Annotated in this window: 11 protein-coding genes; 1 reads left to right on the top strand and 10 read right to left on the bottom strand. The window is 36.1% G+C overall.

Annotated elements, in window-relative coordinates:
* Nucleotides 1-159: 159 nt before the first annotated feature.
* The 6 genes from rhaM to PL77_RS28045 all read right to left on the bottom strand — a co-directional run bounded on the left by rhaM (nt 160) and on the right by PL77_RS28045 (nt 10852).
* A complete protein-coding gene (rhaM, locus tag PL77_RS28070) occupies nt 160-474 on the bottom strand; it encodes an L-rhamnose mutarotase (protein WP_044212879.1) in 315 nt (104 codons plus the stop codon).
* A 123-nt stretch (nt 475-597) separates the two neighbouring features.
* Nucleotides 598-3321 carry an alpha-L-rhamnosidase gene (locus PL77_RS28065; protein WP_052444805.1) on the bottom strand — a complete coding sequence of 908 codons (2724 nt, stop codon included), beginning with the start codon at nt 3319-3321 and terminating at the stop codon, nt 598-600.
* Nucleotides 3322-3988: 667 nt separating this feature from the next.
* Complete coding sequence (locus tag PL77_RS31195) at nt 3989-6373, bottom strand: glycoside hydrolase family 105 protein (RefSeq protein ID WP_052444804.1); 2385 nt, start codon at nt 6371-6373, stop codon at nt 3989-3991.
* Nucleotides 6374-6411: 38 nt separating this feature from the next.
* Entirely contained in the window at nt 6412-8568 is a 2157-nt protein-coding gene (locus PL77_RS28055) for a beta-xylosidase (protein WP_082026775.1), read from the bottom strand.
* 326 nt (nt 8569-8894) lie between these two features.
* Entirely contained in the window at nt 8895-9737 is an 843-nt protein-coding gene (locus tag PL77_RS28050; protein ID WP_052444803.1) for a hypothetical protein, read from the bottom strand.
* Nucleotides 9738-10132: 395 nt separating this feature from the next.
* Nucleotides 10133-10852, bottom strand: a complete 720-nt coding sequence (locus PL77_RS28045) for a hypothetical protein (RefSeq protein ID WP_172665967.1) — start codon at nt 10850-10852, stop codon at nt 10133-10135.
* A gap of 449 nt (nt 10853-11301) precedes the next feature.
* Between PL77_RS28045 and PL77_RS28040 the strand changes: the two genes are divergently transcribed.
* Nucleotides 11302-12774 carry a sulfatase gene (locus PL77_RS28040; protein ID WP_082026774.1) on the top strand — a complete coding sequence of 491 codons (1473 nt, stop codon included), beginning with the start codon at nt 11302-11304 and terminating at the stop codon, nt 12772-12774.
* Between the two features lie 565 nt (nt 12775-13339).
* Here PL77_RS28040 and PL77_RS31190 read toward each other — a convergent pair.
* The 4 genes from PL77_RS31190 to PL77_RS28020 all read right to left on the bottom strand — a co-directional run bounded on the left by PL77_RS31190 (nt 13340) and on the right by PL77_RS28020 (nt 21803).
* On the bottom strand, nt 13340-16168 hold the full coding sequence (locus PL77_RS31190; protein WP_052444801.1) for an Ig-like domain-containing protein: 2829 nt from the start codon (nt 16166-16168) through the stop codon (nt 13340-13342).
* Nucleotides 16169-16533: 365 nt separating this feature from the next.
* Nucleotides 16534-17526 carry a Gfo/Idh/MocA family protein gene (locus tag PL77_RS28030; protein WP_044212873.1) on the bottom strand — a complete coding sequence of 331 codons (993 nt, stop codon included), beginning with the start codon at nt 17524-17526 and terminating at the stop codon, nt 16534-16536.
* Between the two features lie 102 nt (nt 17527-17628).
* Nucleotides 17629-19086 (bottom strand): sulfatase, encoded by a 1458-nt coding sequence (locus tag PL77_RS28025; RefSeq protein ID WP_044212871.1) that lies wholly within the window; start codon nt 19084-19086, stop codon nt 17629-17631.
* 38 nt (nt 19087-19124) lie between these two features.
* Nucleotides 19125-21803: a glycoside hydrolase family 2 TIM barrel-domain containing protein gene (locus tag PL77_RS28020; protein ID WP_052444800.1), complete on the bottom strand. Its 2679-nt coding sequence runs from the start codon at nt 21801-21803 to the stop codon at nt 19125-19127.
* Nucleotides 21804-22123: the final 320 nt, after the last annotated feature.

The following is a 22123-nucleotide window of genomic DNA, read 5'->3' as shown; positions in this document are numbered from 1 at the left end:
CCTGATTATAGATCAAAGACTAAAGTTTTCTACTCATCTTCTTAAAAAGCAGTTCTGTAGGGTCGTTGCATTGCAACGTCCTCACGAACCACAATACACTACTATTTGTCCTTTACAAAAGGAATTACATAAATTAACGAAAACTTAGTTTACAGTGTATTAAACCATTTGAAAAACCTCTTCCAGTGGTAGTGATTGAGGTGATAAGTCTTCATTGGTTTCCATAATATCTGCCATGTATTCCCACCATTTTTTGACAATTTCATAATGTCCTAATTCTTGGGAATTTTTATCTCCTTCCACTTTCTGGAATGCGAATAAAATATCTGTTTCTTCATCTAGATAAATGAAATATTCTTTCACCCCGTATTGTTGAAGTAAGTCTTTTAGCTCTGGCCATATTTTATCATGACGGTCAGCGTATTCTTTCTTCATACCCGGTTTTAATTTCATCTTAAAGGCAAGTGTTTTCATATATTGTTATTGATTAAGGTAAAATTTGAATATTAGTTTAGAATGAAGATTAAAGTGCTAAGTCAAAAAAAGATCCTATTTAATGCTAATTACATCATTCTTTTTCTTAGCACATCTGTCCAATTATAAATCCGTTTTGTTGTTTATTGAATAATAAAAGGTGTATTCTCCCGACCCAATTGCAGTAAGATCATTGAGTTGAATTTCTTTTCCTTTTTTATTTTTAATGATCACCTCCTGTCCTTTAAAGTAAGGTAAAACTACAGTTGCAGAAGTGTTTGGAGGTACTACTATAGAGTACTGCACCATTTCGTCATCCATAACCCAATCCGAAGTGATTGTACCGTAAAGCGACTCCAAATTGGCTCTACTGCTTAATAAACCTCCTCCGAGGTGAGGTGAAAATACAATATGTTTGTAGCCCGGTTGTGACTCCTCTATTTGTATACCTGCCACGTGACTGTAGAGCCATTCCCCGATGGCACCATAGGCGTAGTGATTGAAACTGTTCATCCCATCGATGATCGTTCCGTCCGGCTTTTGTGTGTCCCAACGTTCCCAAATCGTTGTCGCTCCTTGTGTGACAGGGTACAACCAACTTGGATATTCTTTTCGATTGAGTAACATAAACGCTAAATCATCTCTATTGATTTTTGACAATGAAGAACACAATAACGGGGTTCCCACAAAACCTGTTGTTAAGTGCTTAAATTTCCTTACATCACCTGCTAGGTTTTTGGCTACTGCCTCTTTAAGATGATCAGGGGCTAAATCAAATGAAATCACTAAAGCATAAGCCGTTTGAGTATGTGAAACTAATCGACCATTGGGTGTGATGTATTCATTAATAAATGCCTCTTTGACTTTCTGAGCAAGTTGCTCAAATTCCTTACTGTCACTATCCTTCCCTAAAATTGAAGCGACTTTACTTAAAATTGAAGTACTGTAATGAAAATAAGCCGTAGCAATCAAGTCTTTCTCCGTCACCGCCCCCGCATAAGATGGATTTTTGGATTGATAAGCCAACCAATCTCCCCAATGATGTTTCCGTTCGTTCCATAGATAATCCTTCCCCGCTCTGTTTTTCATATACATCACCCACTTTTTCATGCTATTGTATTGCTCTGTCAAAATACGCTGATCTCCATATACTTTATAAACCGTCCAAGGAACAATAACAGCAGCATCTCCCCAAGCGGTACATCCTCCTAGTTTATTATTCCACATATCCGGAATAATATTAGGCACCTCGCCGTCTTCTTGTTGATCTAATGCCAGATCTTTCAGCCATTTTGTATAAAAAGGAGCAACATTAAAATTGAAAGCACCCGTCATACTAAATACTTGAGTATCTCCCGTCCATCCTACTCTTTCGTCTCGTTGTGGACAATCTGTTGGAATATCTAAGAAATTGTCTTTTTGCGACCATCTGATATTACTTTGTAATTGATTAATCAAAGGGTCTGAACATTCAAAAGTACCTGTTGATTGCATTTCGGAATGGATTACCACACCGGTCACATCCTCAGGTGTTAACTCACCTGAATATCCCTCAACAGAAATATAACGGAAACCATGGAAGGTAAAATGGGGTTCAAACGTTTCTTCTACTCCTCCTTTTAAAATATAAATATCAGTGGCCTCTGCTGAACGAAGGTTTTTCGTAAAAAAGTTACCGTCCTTGTCCAATGCCTCAGCGAATCTTAAAGTGACTTTTTCTCCTCTTTTCCCATTGAGTTGCACTTTTGCCCATCCTACTATGTTTTGTCCTAAATCAAAAACAAGCTCTCCTTTGGGTGTTGTAAATTTCTTTATGGGTTTTAGTTCTTGAATAGCTTTTACAGGAATACTATTTGATGCCACTAAAATGGATTTAGAATGTTCTAATACTTCTACACTTTTCCATTGTTGATCATTAAAGTCTACGGTACTCCATCCCTTCATTTCTTTTCGAGCATCGTACTTTTCACCGTTATAAATATCGGACGAACTGATTGGTCCATAAGAGGTTTTCCAATGACTATCTGTCCCAATAATTTCTTGTGTTCCGTCTGTATATTGAATTTGAATTTGTGCTAAAAGTCCCAGTTGATCACCATAATAAGCGTGTGTTCCTTCCCAACCTAAATACCCTCTGTACCAACCATCACCTACTATTGCACCCACAGCATTTTGGCTTTCTAATAGATCCGTGATATCATAAACTTGGTATTGAATTCGTTTTTTATAGCTTGTAAAGCCTGGTGTAAACAACTCATCACCCACTTTTTTCCCATTAATAAACAGTTGATATAGCCCCAATGAAGTGATATATACCCTTGCTGAAGCAATTCCTTTCTTTAGTTGAAATTCATTTCTATAATATTGACTAGGTAAAGATGTGGGCGATTTTTCTTCTGTCATAGTAATCCAATCTGCTTTCCACTCTGATGTATTCAGCAATCCCATTTCCCAATAGGCTGGAGTACTCCATTTACTGACTTTATTTTGATGGTCCCAAACACGTACCTGCCAATACAGACGTTCAGTTGAGTGCAGTTCTTTTCCTTCGTAAATCACATTGACAGACTGCTCTGAGTTTACTTTTCCGGTACTCCAATATAAGTTCTTATTGCTTTTTAGTGCTGCCAAAGAAGTAGCAACCCTTACCTCATAAGCTGTTTGCTTTACATTGTAATCCTCTGATTTAAGCTTCCACGTTAAACGAGGTTTTTGTACATCAATACCCACTGGATTAGAACGGTATTCAGTTAGCAATTCTCCTACTTCTATCGTTTTGGCATTAGCAACGAAGGCAGTACAAGAAAAGAAGAGTAGTGTTATAATAAAGTAAAAACCTTTCATCATGTTCAAATCATTTCATTGAAAAAATCAGGCCGTCGAAAAGAAAATTGTAAAGAATTAAATGCATAGTAGATCATAGCAATAATCCATTGAAACACTGTATTCGACGACCTGTATATATATTAATTAGGCGAATGTCTTTATCATTAACTATTTTGTAAACTAAATTATCGTCAACTTTCAATCGACGTTTCTGCAAGTATTTATAGGATCTACTTTCAAACTCCCTTCTTCTTCATTTTTGTCTTGAAACAAAAACGAAGCAAAAAATTCAAGGCTTTGAAGTCAAAAGCTAAATTTCATTTCTCTCGCCTAAATGATTTTAAACTCGCTGCGCTCAAACAGCAAAATCATTCTTAACGGCTCATTCAATGAAATTCTTAACGCTTTTCCCTTCAATGCCGGGGAAGAAGTACCAAACGAATTGGATGGAAGTCCCCTGGCGCAAATGTTAAGCGATAGCGTCATTCGTGTCCTTCAAATCATCAGAAATCTCCTGATTTCTAAACACTATAAATAATGAAAACTAAGTTTACAGTTCGTCAATAAAGAGAGATGAAGGAAAAGTACGGTGCGTACCAGACACGAACTATTTCTACAATCACCTCTCTTCAAGGCACTTGGACAATACATCACATCAGGTATGTATTGCCCGAATAATCACACTTCTTTATTTGTTTGGTACCTTATTCGCTTTTTGTTCCTGCAATTCAATCATCTCTTTACCTGCCAATAAAAAGGCTCCACATGCGTATACATGAGACTCATTGGCCTTAAAAGGATAAGGATCACCAGCTACCTGTTGAACATAACCTAATTGACCTTCTGCAGTTACATTATTACACAATGCGACCCAAGCACGTTCTACATCTTTTGTGTATTTCTGATCCAACATTCCATTGTTCACACCCCAAGCCAGAGCATAAGTGAAGAATGAACTACCACTTGTTTCACCTAAATCAAGGTATTCAGGATCAAAAAGGCTTACACGCCACATACCATCTTCATCTTGAAGCTGTAATAGCTTGGCGGCCATTTCTTTGTATTGCTTCTCGAACTTTGGTCTTGTAGGGTAATCTTCAGGCAGGTAAGTCAGGATTCTTGCCAAAGCTGATACAACCCATCCATTTCCTCTTGACCAGAAAATTTTCTTATCATTTTCACTTCTTTTTTCAAAGAATCGATCATCTCTAAAGAACAATGAATCTTCAGTTGAATACAGGTATTCTGAGGTTTTCCACCATTGTTCGCTCATGTAATTCAAATATTTCTCCTGCCCAGTGACTTTCCACATTTCTACGAAAGAAGGTGGTCCCATAAAAAGGGCATCACACCAAGTCCACCAATGATGTTTGTAAGGACTCTTTTTGAAACGAACGTCTGTCAGTTTTTTGTAATTCTGAGCCAAGTGAATATCTAATGCCCACCTTGATTTATCAATCATATAGGGATCTTTCTCAATGCTGTATAACCATGCCCAGTTATCTACAATAGTCAAACGGTCTGCATGAAAAATGTCATCCATCAATTGCCAGTTATAAGACTGACCAATATTGATTAATTCATCTTTGTAACGATCGTCTTCATATTGTTCATACAACGCTCTTAGTCCTACATACAAAGCACCATAATGCCAGTTCGTAGCAGTCAACATTCCCTTATTGTAGCGAGGTGTAACCATCTGCCAATCGGCCACATCGTGCATGATGTGATTGATTTGAGTAGGATCCAACGGGTTGTCAATCGTAGGCGATAAAACATCAATCTTCAATGCCGTATAAGCTCTTTTCAAATACCATTCGTTGGTATTTTTCAAACGATTTACACCAAATGAATCATTCGTATTTTGTAACCAAACCACATGTGCAGGATATTCCATTCCGGCACCATTGACCGCCAATGGTAAAAGGTTGTTTTTTGATGATTTACTTGTGATTTCTTTTACTTTCCATGACTTCCCTTGATTAGTCGTAGTCCACTTTTCAATTTCAAAGAAATCCCCTCTTTTGACCGATAAATAAATTGCATCCGTTGAGCTTTTATCAATAGCGATACCGCCCACTTGGAAAGGAGCTGACTCCGCTTTACTGTAATTGTAATTACCTTTGGAGTCAGCCATCAATTTACTATACCAATTATCACTCTTTCTTGTTACTCTGCTATAATTAAATTTCTTTTCTCCTGTATTGTTAGAATAGACTATGACAGGAGTTCCTTCTTTTGAAAGTGCTATATCCCATGCCCAAAGACCTTTGCTCTCCGTATCTTGAACAACAAGATCCATCTTATCATCATTGATCGCACCTGAGCTCAAATTAAAGCTTTCTGTCCCATCTACTTTGTAGATTTTCGAATCTTGAAGCTTTAAATAATAAAGACTTTCATTCTTTGTGATTGCCATGTGGACTGCTTCATCTGAAACCAATCTAAAGTTTGTAACTCCTGTAGTTACTAGTTTTTTATCTTTAAGACCTGAATCAGAGGTGAAAATATTTCCTTGATTATCTTGCCAGAATAATGTCAACTTATCATTGCTGATGACAGGTTGGATAGTATTGACTGCATTAAGAGCTAACTCTTTTACGTTCCAATTCTTGATATTTTCGGCCTCTTCAGTCTGTGCTACAAAGGCATTCTTATTTCCTGCAAAACCTACAAAAACAATTACCTTTCCTGATTTATTCACTAAAAGAGAAACACTTTCCACAGGTATATTTTGATCGTTATCAAAAATCTGTTTCGATGAAATCTTATTCGATTTATAATCAAAGCTTCCTACATGTACATCTCCGTAGTTATCAACCCAAGTCATATAAGTTCTGCTGTATTTTCCCTGATAGAAAACCGCATTCGAGTTTGAACTTGTATTCCAGTTGTAGGATGCATTAAATGAAATGGATTGATAGGTTTCCGAAGTCACTCCAGTCTCTTTTACTGAAGCCTTTGGATAGCGTTGAGCGTATGATGTTGTAGACATTAAGAGCAATGCTCCCAATCCTGCCATTAAAACGGACAGCAAGCCTTGTCTTCTATTTCGATTGCCTTGTAGTCTCATAATTTATAATCTTTAAAAAATTGTCTATTAGTTTCTAGTTATAATAGAATACGGTCTGAAACAGTCAATTTTGCCGTTTTCAAATCACTCTCTCTACTTGAAGAACCCACGTAAATTGTGAAATCGCCCGGTTCTACCACCTTCTCCATATCCTTATTGTACAATGACAAGTTCTTACTATTCAATGCGAAAGTAACCGTTTGTGTTTCACCTGGCTTTAATGCAATTCTTGTAAAACCTTTCAGCATTTTATTATAGCGACCTACTGATGCATAGTTGTCTCTGATGTACAACTGTACAACTTCTTCACCTGCTACTTTACCGGTATTTGTTACATCAATAGATACATACGTTTCCTCAGCAGAGTTAATTACAATATCTTCTACTTTAGGCTCTCCGTAAGAGAACGTTGTATAACTCAAACCATATCCAAAATGGTAGAGTGGAGTCTTATCTGAAAATTTATAATTTCCTTTACCTGTCCCCACAAAGTCAGGACGCTGAAGATAAGTAATTGGTAATTGCCCCACCGAACGAGGGAATGATACCGTTAGTTTTCCACCAGGGTTATAATCGCCAAAAATCACATCGGCTAAAGCGTCTCCACTTCTCATGCCCAAGTACCAACTTTCAATGATTGAAGGAACATTTTCTGCAATGTAGTTAATTGTCAAAGGTCTACCATTGATCAATACTGCCACTACAGGTTTTCCTGTTTTTTGAATGGCTTCAACTAATTCATTTTGAACACCAAATAAGTCCAAATCCGCTCTATCTTTTCCTTCTCCACAAGTCCTTGTTGACCCACCTACTGCTAAGATGACAACATCTGATTTTTTAGCGGCTGCAATTGCTTTTGCGAAGCCTGCTTTAGAATCACCTGTTAAAGTACACCCCTTAGCATAGTTGACTTTCACTTTGTCACCAACTTTCGCTCTGATTCCCTCTAATACGGAAGTATAATAAGGAGGAATACCCGCATAACCACCCAATAAAGTGTAAGGTTTTCCTTCTTTCACCTGTTCATGTGCATTAGGACCAATTACCGCAATTGATTTAATTTTATTGGCATCAAGTGGTAATAGGTTTTGATCATTTTTTAAAAGTACTACAGATTTTTTTGCTATATCCAATGCAAGTTGTTGACTCTCTGGTTTACTGACTACTTTTTTGACTTCGTCCGTATTTTCTTGGTTGAAAAGTCCAAGTTTGTATTTCAATTTTAAAATACGAGCAACACTTTGATCTACATACTTTATAAGGTCAGGATTCTGCTTTAGTGTGTCACCCAAGACTTTCATGATATAAGCTGAATTTTCGGGTGCCTTACCAATCACTAAATCCATATCTACACCTGATTCAAGACCCATTACTGCCGCTTCTGTTCTGTTTTTTGCAATGTGGTGCATCAAATGTAATCGAGAAACGTCATTGTTATCTGAAACCAAGAAACCATCAAATCCCCACTCATCTCTCAATACATCATTCAATAACCAATCATTCATGTGACATGGAACTCCATTTAGATCCTGATGACCCGGCATAATACAACCTACTCCCGCTTCACGAACAGCAGCCTCAAATGGTGGAAGATATATTTCGTATAATCTTCTTTCAGAAATATCACTGAATCCGCCGTTGATACCCGTACGGTTTTCGGGATAAGCAACAAAGTGTTTGGCAGTTGCCAATATGTGATTTTCATCAAACTGTTCATCTCCAGTACCTTGTAAACCTTCAATAAAAGCCACTCCCATTCTTGATACTAAATAAGGATCTTCTCCAAAAGATTCCTCGATTCTACCATAACGCGGATCACCTGCAATAACGTCTAAGTTAGGAGAATAACAGTGCGTTAAATTCGCTTCCCTAGCTTCTTTTGCAATCGCCGTAGTCATGGCTTTTACAGTGTTAGGATCCCATGTAGACCCTAATGCAATACTTTGAGGGTAGACCGTTGAACCTGGCAACCACAATCCGTGTAAACATTCGCTGTATTGCATCATCGGAATACCTAAACGCTCGTTAGGAGGAGCATCTTGTGTCAATTCTGCAATTTTTTCTTCTAAAGTCATTTGCTCCAATAAGCCCTTCACTTTAGCATCTATTTCATCAATATTAGCCTGCTTTACGGTTGGAATACTGCACCCGTAGAAGAGAAATACCAGTGCTACAATATAATTTTTTTTCATCATCTATAAGTTTTTTGCTGCCTACTTCATTCCATCAAAACCTTAAAAAATTGGGAATACTCACCCGTGATCTTTTGGATAAAAAGACAAGTTTATTTTTGTGTCATCTCAAACTATGAGATTCAAGTACGGCGGTTGAGCGAAAATAATGATCTCAAAAAAGGGTATTATCGTCCAAATGAGTGTTTTTAGCTATTTCTGAGACGATAAGAAACAAGAATAAGACGGTAAAAGAAAGTATAACTTAAAAGTTAAAATGATGCAGTTATCGCGAATTATAATTTCACTTTCACCTGTTTCTACCATCTTCATTTTTATGATATGATTGATTACATTTTGTCGATGTAACCGAGTAAAATATTTTTCACATCCTCTACCTTTCCTTCTTTTAAACCACCATTTGTAGCTCCAGTAATCCAATACAGGACCATACCTGCATCTGAACAGTCATATCTTCCTTTTTGGAATTTGACAACATCATCCAATTCTGCTGCTTTACCAATCAACCATACCCATTGAACACGGGCATCTGGATGATTTTTGGCCCAATCAAATTGCTGTTCAGGTACTTTCAAGTAAGTATTTTGATCTGGAATACGTACTTCCTCCACTCCAAAATCAAGAATTTGTTGCCAAGTATAAAAGTCTCCAGCATTATCGTTAGCAGGGTGATGTGTAATCACCTTAACGAATTGGTGCTTTTTAGGGTCTGATTCTGCTAATGCGAAACCAATAATATCAGGTTCACCTGCTTCTACAATCCAAAGAGGGTCTTCTTGAGTAGAAGCATTGATTGCCTTTTTTAGGTCGAAAATTGTTTCTTCCATATTCCATTTCGCATCCAAAAACTTGAGTGATTCAAAACCTCCCCATCGGCGAGCTGTAACCTCACAACTTGCCTGCATTAATGCATGACGTTCTCGTTCTGCAGCAGCCGATATTTTTTTGACTTTCACCAAATCACAACTGTGAGAATAATGTACTAATCTTCCTTCAAGACCTGAAGCTCTCAATAATGCAATTGAAACCGCTGTTCCTCCTAAATCATCAGGGTCTGGTGAGTTTCCATCTGCTACTATCGCCAGTCGACCTACAGGGGGATTTATAGTTTGTGCATTACTCCAAAAATGTACAATAAGTACAGTAAAAAATAAGAGCGATATCTTTTTCATATTATAATTATTTCATTTCAACTAACAACTATAGATAAACTTTAAAACACACTATAAACTACAGTTTACGTTAACTTCCAATCGATCTTTCTACCCACTTTTAAAGTTTCTACTTTCAAACTTCCTTCTTCTTCATTTTTCCATTGATGAAAAACGAAGCAAAAAATCTAGGCTTTGAAGGCAAAAGCTAAATTCCATTCCTTTCGCCTAAATGATTCTTTGATTACATGTCAAAAGACAAAGGTTTTATCATAATCTTCTAAAATGTAGTTCTGTAGGAACGTTTTAGTAAAACGTCCTCGCGTACCACAATACATCACCATTTATCTTTCATAAAGAATAAATTAACGAGAGCTTAGTTTACAACGTATTAAATTTCTTACTACAATAGAGTATTAAGGTGTAACTTTTGATTTTCGCTTTACAATTGCTACTTCAATACCTTCTCCTTCTGGTACATATAAAGAATCTTTCGTCATCAAAAATTTATCGAATCGGAAACCATCTTCTCTCATACTAAATTGCACTTCATGCAAGCCCGGTGTGGCAACATCAAGGTAAATCGCATGAGGTATACCACAGTGGTTTTCCTTCGTTCTTTGTTTACTTTCCCAAGTCCATTCATTTCTTCCATCGCACCATTGCATCTTTTTGCCACTCTCAGGCCATTCTCCATCAAGTCCCACATGCAAACCATTGTCTTCACTTCCAGTACTAAAAGTTCTCACCCATACGTAGTACCTTCCTGCTTCATTAAACATCACTTTATAATGTAACACTCCAATTTGACCGGGTGTATTAGTAAAGTTTTCTCCTCTCACTACCATATCATCGTGAGTGACTCTCGTATCTGGCAAAATTTGAATATAATTGTTGTTACTTGCCTCAACCAAACCTTTTTGAACTAAATCCGATTGATCTAGGTTCTCAGATTTGAACCATTTCCTGATGTTTTTCTTTTCTTGTTTATAGAAATACTCGGCTTCTACGGCCACAATCCCCTCTTTCTCCTCAAAAATTGTATTTCTATTCACCAATGATCTTTCTGGAGTTGTAATCTGAGCACTGCAAGAAGTGGCTATAAAAAAAATGAATAGTAATGATCTAAGTATCATATCTCGTTTAGTTTTCTGAATACGAAGTACTCATCAAGATATATGGGGAAAAGTAAAGAGTATGTTCTATACCTCACTATGAACTACCTCTTTACTTTAGTACCCCGTTTTTTTAGTTCTTTTGATAACTTGCTGAATACTTCTCTAAACTAATTACTCTTCATAAGACAATAGTCGAAAATAGAGGTAGAATAGTCTAAAGTACTGATAATTAGCATTTACGAAACCACTAAATCTCCTTTTTATATTCAAATATCTGTGTATAAACGCTATGTTTTTATCAATAATTAATAGTTTACCCCCTGTTCGTTCGTCACTTTACTTTTATTTTATGAATGACTCAAAACACAATATATTACTTTACCCCAAATAGAGACTTTATGACACAGTTATTATACCATTGATTGATATATTGAAGAAAAGATTTTTTATATAAATATACTCAGGAAATGAACAGATTATTACTCCTTCACTTCTTTATTCTAGGAATGATGTCGTGTCAAAAACAGAACATAACAAAGACAATTGACACCAAAAAGAAACCTAATGTTGTCTATATTTTAACCGATCAATGGAGAGCTTCTGCCACTGGCTATGCGGGAAATAAAGTGGTAAAAACACCTGTCTTAGATCAATTGGCTAAAGAATCCATCAACTTCAGCAATGCCGTTTCCGTAACTCCCGTATGTACGCCACATAGAGCGGCGCTCTTCACTGGACGTTACCCCACTTCAACAGGTATGGTGGTCAATGATGTGTATATGCCAGAAGAAGAACTTTGTATGGCTGAAATTTTTAAAGCTGAAGGTTATACTACCGCTTACTATGGAAAATGGCATTTGGACGGTCATGGCCGTCTGACCAACGTGGCACCTGAAAGAAGACAGGGTTTTGATTATTGGAAAGGACTTGAGTGTTCACACGCCTACAACAAAATGCCTTATTATGATAATGAGGATCCTAATATCAAATATTGGCCAAAGTATTCTCCTTTTGCTATTACTGAGGACGCTAATAAGTACCTAGCATCGCATGCCAATGATGATAATCCATTTTTATTGGTTTTATCCATTGCCACTCCGCATTATCCGCATGGCAGTGCACCAAAGAAATTTATGGAAATGTACCCACAAGACAGTTTACTGCTTCCCAAAAACGTCATTGAAAAATATAAGAAACGTGCTTTAAAAGAAATGCAAGGTTACTATGCTCATATTTCTGCTACTGACCAAGCGATTGGAAGTGTATTGGATCAGTTAAAGTCGTTAGGGTTGGATGAAAATACCATCATTGTGTTTTCCGCTGATCATGGTGAAATGTTAGGGGCACATGGGGTAAAACCTTTTGTAAAGCAACTTCCTTGGGATGAAGCCATTAAAGTCCCGTTCCTTATCAAATATCCTTCTATTGGTAAAAATGCGGGAACCAAAATTGAAGCACCGATTAATACACCCGATATCTTACCAAGCTTATTAGGGTTAGCCGGAATTGCTATTCCTAAAGTGATTGAAGGGGAGGATCTTTCTGATTTAATAAAATCTCCAAAGGCTGATTTTGACAGAGCGGCATTAGTTATGAATGCTTGTCCTTTTGGTGCCAATTTTAGAGATTCAGAATATAGAGCGATCCGAACAAAACAGTATTCTTATATCAAAAACTTAAAAGGCAAGAACCAATTGTTTGACAATGTAGCGGACCCCTATCAACTAAATAACCTGATCGATCAACCAAAGGTAGCTGTTCTTCAGAAAGAATTGGATAAAAAGCTTCAAGCACAAATGGATAGAATCAATGATGCGTTTCATCCAAGAGAATATTATTTAAAGAAATATAATTACAAGCTTGATCCTCGAAAACATGCTATTAATTGGTGGGGCTTTAAAGAAGGAAGAGGTGTAGTTCAAGGACCGAAAGTTTTGTAGTATAACTACACTTTACAACACATCTATCAAACTCAAATCTAATACTTTATAAAAACAAAGCACAAGTCTAAAAGAAAGACTTGTGCTTTGTTTTTATTACTTTTTGAAGCGGCCGCAAGTACTATAGATCACATTACGATCAATCTTTCAAAAGCATCTTGGTGTCTCCTTATTTGATGAAAATCGATGCTATTAGTAGGTTTTGTGGCTGCTTTCAAAAAGTATTCAATACTTTGTAAAGTAAGTTTATTACGTTAAATCTAAATCCATCTTTTTGCAGGATTTCATAGGACCTACTTTCAAACTTCTTTCTTCTTCATTTTTCAATTGATGAAAAACGAAGCAAAAAATCTAGGCTTTGAAGTCAAAAGCTAAATTTCATTCCTCTCGCCTAAATGATTTTAAACTCGATTTGCTCAAACAACAAAATCATTTTTAACGGCTCAATACATGAAATTCTTAACGCTTTTCCCTTCAATACCGGGAGTAGAACTAACAAACGAATTGAGTAGAAAGTCCACTGGTGCAAATATTATTGGAGGTTTTGAGTTCCAAAAAAAATATCCTATTGCTTTACAAACTTCCCTTTTATTAATCCTTCATTTGTGAGGATAGAAATAACATAGGTCCCTGTTTGTAAATCATTAATATCAATTTGAGTTTGACTTACAGCAAGTTCTTCTGTAAATACTACTTGACCTGAAAGGTTTATAATTTTCACTTTTGCACTCGTCCATTCCTGATTTCCAAAATCAAAGTTCAATACTTTTCCTGCTGGATTAGGATAAATGATTATCCTACCGTCTATCGCTACTTTTTCGATTGAATTTATAACTTTTGAAGTCACTGCAACAATACAACTAGCCGTGATATTACCATCTTCTGTAGTAGCCATTACGTTGGTGGTACCTTCTGCTATTGCACTTAATAAGCCGTTTTCATCAACCGAAGCGATAAAAGGGTTATCTGAAGTCCATTGTAATGCTTTGTTTTTTGCATTTGCAGGATTGACAACACCTTCTAATTGAAAAGTTTCCTCTTCCACCAAAGCCAACGTATTTTGATTCAACTCTAGACCTTTCACTTGTATTTCCTGAATTACTTCTAACTCATTTATACTGATCCAATTACTTTCATAACCTGTTGCTCCTGTTACGGTAAGTTTTAAATATCGACCTTCTGTCGCATCAAAAGTATGGGCAATAGGTTGTATTGTCGTGGTTCCTGACTGATTTACTACTTCGGTAAAACCCTCATCCGGTGCATTAGAAATACTGATACTATAATGATAAGATCTACCTTGGTAAGTATATAAATTTACACCTGTAAAACGTTTATTCTCACCATAATCAATCACAATAGATTTAGGATATTCTCTCACACTCCATCGGGCCTCATCTGTTGTATTTTCATCCAATAAATTGCTGGCAGGATATTCTGCTTGTGCCCCATCTACCCATTCAACATTTGGGAAGGCCTCCGTTCCAACGCTTATATTACAACTATTGGTAAAACCTCCATCTTCAGTTGTCACCGTTACAGAAGCAGTTCCCAAAGCGAGCGTCCTAATCAGTCCATTTTGATCTACAGTGACAATCGATTCATCCGATGAACTCCAAGTGATATTTTTATTTTTTGCATCATAAGGAAGTACAGTCGCAGACAGTTGGTAGCTTTGATCTAAAACCATTGAAAGGCTTTGCTTATTGATATCAATACTACTGACAAATACAACGGGCTTCACATAACACTTCTTTTCACTGTCTGTGGTTGGGCTTGAGCCAAAAGTAGCTGCATTACAAGCACAATCTTCAGTTTGATTGTACAAATAAACAAACTCTCCATCTGCCCCATAAGCTACGTCCATTGTTCCGGTTACCTTTACCGAATCATCTTCATTGGCCGCAAAAGTATAACCTACTGGTGCAGAAGTATCAATTCCTAAATCAATAATATGAAGATACAGGGATTGTTGTGTACCTGTTCCTCTTTCCATCATATAGTAATACAACTTGCCATCTGATATATAGGCTACGCCATGATGGAACCTTCTCCCCGACTTTGCTTCATATATTCTCTCAAAGTTATTCTTACCACCATCACATTTTTCAATAAATATTCTACCCGATGAATTTAAGCCTACAATATAGAGATTATCACCGTAGGTATAGAGTTTTGAGCCACCTGCAAAATCGGTGCTATGGATAAATTCTTCACTCCCCGCAGGTCTATAACTATGTATTTTCTTTGTTACATTGTTCTCGTTGTCTTTTACTTTTGAAATAAAATGAACGTCTCCTTTTTGAGTCACATTCCAATCGAAATCTCCTACGATATAAACCTTATCTTTTTCAGTAGTTGTCACAAAATCACCAGGCTCCGCTACTTTTATAACATCAGCATCTCTGATGGGAATCGGAACATTCTCACCTTTGTGGTTTTTCCACTCTGATTGACCGCTTTGATCATCAGAATAAGCATAATAAATACCGTTTTGGTAAATATAGCGGTCATTTCTGTTATTTAATCTTCGCTGAAAACCCACTCTAATTTTGCCGTTTACATACTTCATATAACCATACATCCCCCAATCATAAGGTTGGCCATTTTTTGAAGCATGATAATCTGCAAATTTGATAAATTCAGACCAAGTAGACGTTTTAGCATCGTATTTTGCAAAATGATACCCACCATTATAACTACTCCATTTACGCATATACATGAATAAATCTCCTTTGTCATTGGTAAAAAACTTGGGGTAAGTTAAACGTCCGAACTTCCCTTCATTGAGCGTTCCATTCAAGCTACAGTGATTGTAATCTCCATCATGAGGATCTTTTACAAAAAGGTCTAATGTGAATTCATCATCTGGAACAGATGCCGCATTTTTTACGGTATAGGAATACCTGAAATAATCAGTTTTGAATCTACCGCTAGGAATTGTCCTACTGTAAGCATGCATATCAAACAATAGGTGGATCGTTCCGTCCAAAGGACTTATTCCTACTCCAATCGTATTGTGTGATTCACCAAGATGAGTAAGACCATTATGCCCGGTATGTCGATGATCAAATTCAATGGTCTTTAAACTACCTGTCTCTGTGTTGTAACGCGACAACATCATTTGTCTGTTTTCTTCTCCTCCTTTGTACCAAGACATAAAAATATACTCTTTGTACTTCTTGATACAATCACCATGTGCGGAGATATTGGGGCCAAAAATGTAGTCGTATTTTTCATCTACATCTGCGGTCCCCGGCTTTACTTTCTTTCCATCAAAGTGCAATGCAATGTCCGTGATTTTAACTTCTTGTTCAAATTTCACTTGCGCTTGCACGTTTGAAATCCCTAACAAGAATGCTATTAGGAACGATAGTTCAATTGGTAGTTTCATTTCTTACTTGTCAATTTGTAAAAACAGTAGCTCATGATCAGCTTACTGTTAATGTTGTTTACTTTAGGGTGCTTATTGTTGTAATAAACATCTCATTTCAAGAGTAAATATCGAAGTAAGACGGAAGAGAATAATCCGAAATGAATGCAAAAAGGTATAATATAGACTATTATACCTTTTCACAAAAAAGAAGCAATTCAGTACAAATTCAAAATTATCTAATGCTAATTCTATTTATTATGTTGCGATTATTTCCTTTAAAAAACTTTCAATAGAACCACTATTAATACGTTTTTTAGCGTTGTACTCACAAAAAATGAATTAGAATTAACTATAATTTATTTTTGACTTTGTACTTAAAAAGGTTATTTATCATTCAACTTCCCCAATATCTTATCCATTACCCAACTCACATGCACCGCTTCTGAAGCTTTAGAAGGGTGTGAAAATTCATCTTCAAAAAGATCTTTTTTCATATTTTCAACATGATGTAATTGAACATGTTTAGGGTGATCGATGTCTAGTTCTAAAGTAGTATTTCCTGTTTTTATCACTACTTTTTCTTCTTTAAAAACAGAAAACTTTATCGTTCCTTTACTCCCTATTATTTCTACAATATCTTCTTCTTGTTCAACACCAAAATTCCAGTATCCACTTCCTGTAATACCTCCTTTATGCATCCAACAAGCTGTAATTGCATCTTTGGCTGTATAGTGCCCTTGTTGGTTGGTACTGAATCCGGCTACATTAGTCATTTCACCTAACAAATACACAAAAAAATCTAAACCATGACTTGCCAAATCATCAAAATAACCACCCGTAGCTACGTCACTATCTGTTCTCCAATTGTATTCACCTGTTAGATCAATTGCTTTTGGAAGTGAAGTTAATTTCCAATTGATATGTCTTACTTCTCCAATTTCATTATTCTCTAACCAAGTTTTGATTTGGGTAAAACGAGGTAATGAACGTCTATAATAGGCAACAAATAAAGGAAGGTTCTTCTTCTTAAACGATTCATAAATAATTAGACTTTCGGAATAAGAAGGAGCCAACGGTTTTTCAATGCAACAAATCTTTCCCGCTTCTGCGACTTTCAATGCATAATGTAAATGAGCATCTGGCGGTGTAGCAATATAAACGGCATCTATTTCAGGATCATTGATGAGTTCATCAGCATTTGAATAATGTTTTTCCACTTTATGCCTTTGGGCATAATCTTGTGCTTTTTCGGCATTTCTTCTCATCACGGCTTTTAATTCAAAACCTTCTGTCAGTTGATAAGCTGGGCCGCTTTTTACTTCAGTGACATCACCACAACCAATGATTCCCCAACGGATATTATTTTTGTAACTCATAGTATTAATTAGTTAGTGTTTCTATAACAATATTTCATTTATAGTGCATTTGATTCTAGGAAATGTTATGGATAGTGAATGAAACATCTATAACCTAAGTTCTTAACTTTTTCGCTTCCCTTTGTTTCTTTTCAAGAATAAGAAATCATATTGATCTTCAGGATACTCTATATACATTAATTTCTTCATTTTAGACACTATTTTAGCATGTTCAGGAGAAGCAATGAAATTGACATTTTGTTCATCATAATCTTGCTCACATTGATAGAGTTCTGAAGAATGTAACTTCTTGTTTTTAAGGTCTCTCCACTCAGTATATCGCCATTTTCCATCAGTTACTGTCAACCCCATCACTTTATTTCCTCTGGCGTAAATACTGTAAGCTGCTTCATCACCTTTCTTATTGGGTTTGTCTACCAATGGAAGAATAGACTTTCCATCAACATCTGACAGCTCCAATCCACATGCTGCTGCTACCGAGGGGAATACATCTATATTTTCCACTAATGCATCACTTGTTACATTTTTCTTACTCTTTTTATAAGATAATTCTCTACTAATAATTAATGGTACTCTTGTATCCAACTCAAAATTGGTATGCTTACACCAATCTCCATATTCTCCAAGCTTCCAACCATGATCACTCATAAAAACGATAATAGTATTTTTTCTAAGATCTAACTCTTCTAGTGTATTCATGATTTTTCCCACTTGAGCATCAATGTAACTCACACTCGCGTAGTAGCCGTGAATTAATGTCTGAGTAGTTTCATCACCCAAATGTCCGTCTTGAGGCATACCATGATACCCTCTTAACTCTCCCCATGGCGTTGTAGCAAAAGAGCTTACATCTTTAGGTTGCTTCCTCAATGGTATCTCAAAAGAAGATCTATCATATAAATCCCAATATTTTTTAGGAGCATTAAATGGTAAATGAGGTTTACTCAAACCAACCATCATCATAAAAGGGTCACCTTTGATTTCTTTCAGCGTTTTTATTGCTGAAGCTGCTGCTCTTCCATCTTTATAACCTTCATCAGGTACATCTGCCGCTTCATAAGCAGGCCCCTTTCTGCCTCCAGCACTTTTGATACTATCTATTAACGCAATATTCTCTGGTGAAACATAAGAATTCCCTTCTTTCGGTATATGAATACTCCAGTTTTGTTTATCGTCTATTGCATGATGATATACTTTGCCTATACTCACTGTTTTGTATCCATTTTCTTTGAAAAACTGCGGCATGGTAAGCATCTCTTTTTGCACTGAACGAAGAGGTGTAAAGATGGAATGAATACCAATTTTATCCACTCGTTTCGAAGTCATGATACTCAGTCTAGAAGGTCCACAAATTGCTTGTTGAGCATAAGCGTGATTAAAAGTAACGCCTTGTTTGGCTAATTTATCAATGTTAGGAGATTTGATTTTATCATTTCCATAACAACCAATATCTGGTCTTAAATCATCTACTAGAAATATCAATACATTGGTTTTCTCTTGTGCATAACTCCAATATGAGCTAAATAAAAGTAGGATGAATAGTGTTGTAATCTGTTTCATGTTTTTTTTCTTATTAAGTGTGTTTTCGTAATGAGATATTACAATTTCTTATAGATCTCAATTGCATTTAATACCGGCTCGCCAATCACTTTATCAAATTGAATAATCAAAGGTTCGTCTTTTCCGACTCTTGTTTGAGATTTGATTTTGACCTTTTTGTATTCACCATATTGATTTAAAAGATCCAATTTATTGATGACCATTTGATTGTTGATTTTCACGGAAAAAGTACGGCTTACTTTACCTGTTTTTACTGCTTCTGTATCTGTTAGATCATATGGAAGGTGGTTGGCATCAGTTCCTTCTAATTCGGCAAAATGTAATCTTACCTCATAAAGCCCCGGAGGAACATCTAGTCTGAATTCCTCTATCCCCACTAATTGGGTTTGATAGATGGGATCATTAAAAGTGCCTGCAACAGGTTGGTTCGTACCGTAAGGATGTTGCTTTCTTTTTTTAGTTTTGATAAATGGTTTACCACCAATGGAACCCCAACTCCCCTTCGTATAATTTTGATTTAATCCCCAAGCTTGATCGATTTGATCATCATAGAAAAAGCGTTCATCTCCCAAATTAATCGACAAACCATTGATAGGGAATGTCTCAAAAGATTGTGGTAAAAGATCAATACGTACTTCTGAATAATCTTCTACTTTTCCAGCTACAGCTTTCAGGCGATTTATACCATTAGTAAATGGCACTTCAAAAGTGGCAATTGCATCTTGAACTTTTTGACTTCCAATACTTTTTCCATTAATAAATAATTCCACTTCAGATTGATTGGAAAAGACCTGTACGGGCATTGTAGCGAAACCTTTATTTTCAAGATCTTCAATACAACTTCTACGTTTCCAGCTTTTTGTCGATATACCGATGAAAGGTGTTTTGAGTAAACTCGCCTGATAGAAATAGAAAACATCTTTGGGTTTACGATCGATGCCCACTAATCCTTTATTGTTAATGCTTTGCACTGCATCTACTCTTTGTTCGGAGCTGAAATCCGCATAATTCCATACATTTGCCCCCGCTACAAATGGAAGCTTTTTGATCACTTTCATATAATGCTGATGATAAGCCGTAGCATATTCTTGGGTGAAATCAAATCGAGTTGGGTTTAGAGAATGCAATCGTGGATCTGCCCCTGCTCCATATTCTGTAATGATCAATGGCTTGTCTACTCCTTCGTGGTATTTCGTTAATTTTGCCTCCAAAGCATCAAATTCTCTGCCGTACCACCCATCATAAATGTTCCAACCTACAATCATCGGCACATCTGTCAACCCTGCTTCCTTATACCTTTCTAATCCCGAGTGATTCGGTATCATTGTATAGCGATAAGGATCCTCTCTTCTCGTTAATGTCTCCAATTTTTGTGCAAGTTGAAGTACATAATCCGTATATTTTTTATAGCGTTGTGGGTCATTTTTATATTTAGGCTTAAGTAAAATCTCATTCATATAGGCCCAAATAATCAAACTAGGATGATTGTAATTTTGTCGGATCATTTCCAACTGAGCACTTAAGCAGTTCTTATCAAAAGTCTCATTTTCAGTGATCGTATTCACCACTGGCGTTTCTACAGTAGTCAAAATTCCTAAGCGGTCACACGCTTCTAATATCGCAGGGTCTTGTGGATAATGAGAGATACGTAAAAAGTTACTTCCCATTTCCTTCATCATTCTTACATCTTCGGTATGCAGATAATCAGGTAATGCATTTCCAATATTTTTGTAGTCTTGATGACGATTGGTTCCGATTAATTTCAGTGGTTCCCCGTTTAAGAAAAAGCCTTTTTCTGTATCGAATTTAAACCATCTAAAGCCAAGTGGATTGATGACTTCGTCTAGCTTTGTATTTGTTTTTACGTCCCAAATTTCACTTACTATGGAATACAGATGAGGAGTATTTGGACTCCATAAAAGAGGAGTAGTAACAGCATCAAAATCGAATTCATAATTAGTTGTTTTGTTTGGTTGAAGTGTTAGCTTAGATACTTTTTCTTGGATCAATTGATGGGTTGGCGAATAAATCTTATTGATCAGTTTTATCTTCTTTTTTGATAAATCACTGTTCTTTATGTGCGCTTTCAAGTGAACTTCTCCTTGGTCCGCTGTAACTTTTGGGGTGGTTATAAAACACCCATTTGAAGCATCTTCTTCAAAATTAAAATGCACTTTATCTTTTACAACTAAGTTGACATCTCTATAAATCCCTCCAAAGAAAGTGAAATCTGCAGCCAGTGTCGGGACGTTTTCATCAAAACGATTATCCGCTTTTACAGTCACTTTAAAAGTCGTTAATTTTTTTTCTTCATCAAATTGAATCAAATCTGAAATTGGGATAACAAAACGTGTATAACCACCGATATGTTGACCGGCTAATTTTGAATTAATATAGACTTCGGCAACGGTATTGACACCTTCAAAAAAGAGGAAGACTTCTTTGTTTTTATAGGAAGTAGGAATCCTTACTTCTTTGGCATACCACCCTGTACCTCTGTAATAACCTTTTGTCTCGTCTACCACATCTTTGTCGTTCCAAGTGTGCGGTAAGTCTACTGATTTTGCAATACCAAGCTTTGAATAAAAGTCCTTAACATCAACAATTTCATCGCTTTTAATAAATTTCCAAGATTCATTGATGGTATGCTGAATATTGTCTTGGGCATATACATTTTGAAAGCCCAAAATTAGAAGTAATACTATTCCGAATTTCATTAAATATTTCATACTTGTTTGTGCTAATTTAGTTCTATAATTTAAAGTTAAAGATGGTAATACTACCCCTCTAAAATTGTTGTTAATACATAAGAAGCTAGGCTATATACTAAATGTATATAAACCTAGCTTTGAGAATATTAGCTTTTGCAATCACTGTTGTTAATCTAACTTAGTTTATGTAAACTTATATGAATCGTCAAGTCTTAAGGAAAATTGGTGGTCCATTTTTTCTATTTATTAAACTATACAAATTTCTTTTGATTTATTTTTTTACATAAATATTTTATCCAATTTCTTATTCAGTTTATGCCAATGTA

The sequence above is a fragment of the Flammeovirga sp. OC4 genome (genome assembly GCF_000812565.1).
GTDB lineage: Bacteria > Bacteroidota > Bacteroidia > Cytophagales > Flammeovirgaceae > Flammeovirga.
Note: the sequence above shows the minus strand (reverse complement) of the source record. Positions and strands in the feature narration are given on the sequence as shown.

Excerpts from the sequence above, each read along its gene's own strand:
- rhaM (WP_044212879.1), bottom strand. The coding sequence starts at position 474 with ATGAAAACACTTGCCTTTAAGATGAAATTAAAACCGGGTATGAAGAAA.
- PL77_RS28065 (WP_052444805.1), bottom strand. The coding sequence starts at position 3,321 with ATGATGAAAGGTTTTTACTTTATTATAACACTACTCTTCTTTTCTTGT.
- PL77_RS31195 (WP_052444804.1), bottom strand. The coding sequence starts at position 6,373 with ATGAGACTACAAGGCAATCGAAATAGAAGACAAGGCTTGCTGTCCGTT.
- PL77_RS28055 (WP_082026775.1), bottom strand. The coding sequence starts at position 8,568 with ATGATGAAAAAAAATTATATTGTAGCACTGGTATTTCTCTTCTACGGG.
- PL77_RS28050 (WP_052444803.1), bottom strand. The coding sequence starts at position 9,737 with ATGAAAAAGATATCGCTCTTATTTTTTACTGTACTTATTGTACATTTT.
- PL77_RS28045 (WP_172665967.1), bottom strand. The coding sequence starts at position 10,852 with ATGATACTTAGATCATTACTATTCATTTTTTTTATAGCCACTTCTTGC.
- PL77_RS28040 (WP_082026774.1), top strand. The coding sequence starts at position 11,302 with ATGAACAGATTATTACTCCTTCACTTCTTTATTCTAGGAATGATGTCG.
- PL77_RS31190 (WP_052444801.1), bottom strand. The coding sequence starts at position 16,168 with ATGAAACTACCAATTGAACTATCGTTCCTAATAGCATTCTTGTTAGGG.
- PL77_RS28030 (WP_044212873.1), bottom strand. The coding sequence starts at position 17,526 with ATGAGTTACAAAAATAATATCCGTTGGGGAATCATTGGTTGTGGTGAT.
- PL77_RS28025 (WP_044212871.1), bottom strand. The coding sequence starts at position 19,086 with ATGAAACAGATTACAACACTATTCATCCTACTTTTATTTAGCTCATAT.
- PL77_RS28020 (WP_052444800.1), bottom strand. The coding sequence starts at position 21,803 with ATGAAATTCGGAATAGTATTACTTCTAATTTTGGGCTTTCAAAATGTA.